This window comes from Methylobacterium oryzihabitans (assembly GCF_004004555.2).
In the GTDB taxonomy this organism is placed as follows: domain Bacteria; phylum Pseudomonadota; class Alphaproteobacteria; order Rhizobiales; family Beijerinckiaceae; genus Methylobacterium; species Methylobacterium oryzihabitans.
In genome coordinates this window covers 1-439 of the sequence record NZ_SACP01000161.1, presented here as the reverse complement: position 1 = coordinate 439, position 439 = coordinate 1, and the positions used below count along the sequence as shown (strand labels likewise).

Sequence of the window (439 nt, the reverse complement as noted above, 5' to 3'; positions counted from 1 at the left end):
GCATCCACGCGGCGGCGGCGAAGTGGCCAAGCAGGCGCCAGCGGGCAGCGATGTGGCCGTGGTCGTCCATGAAGCCGATTACCGCGATCAACGCCCCTGCCCCACCAATGGCGACCAGCGGCGCCAGCGGCACCGCACCGGCCATGCCCAGTAGCGGCAGGCAGGCCAGGAAGCTCAGCACAATGGCCACGCCACCACCCCGTGGGGTGGGCACGGTGTGCGAACTACGCGCGTTGGGCACGTCGATGATCTGCTTGTTCAGGGCGTAGCGCCGTAGCGCCTGGTCCACATCCAGCGGGGGCTGCCAGCCCAGCAGTTCACGGGCTTTGCCACTGTCTACCTCCAGCGACCCGCACAGGCGCTGCGCCAGGCCGCCCTTGCCGGCGAGTGTCGCCGCCCCCTTCAGCCAGCTGGCAGGTACGGGCAGCAACCTGGCGGG

1 pseudogene is annotated in these 439 nt (G+C 70.4%); it reads right to left on the bottom strand.

Annotated features, from left to right (window positions below):
* Window positions 1–439: pseudogene (locus EOE48_RS28855) on the bottom strand (hypothetical protein); the annotation flags it as partial.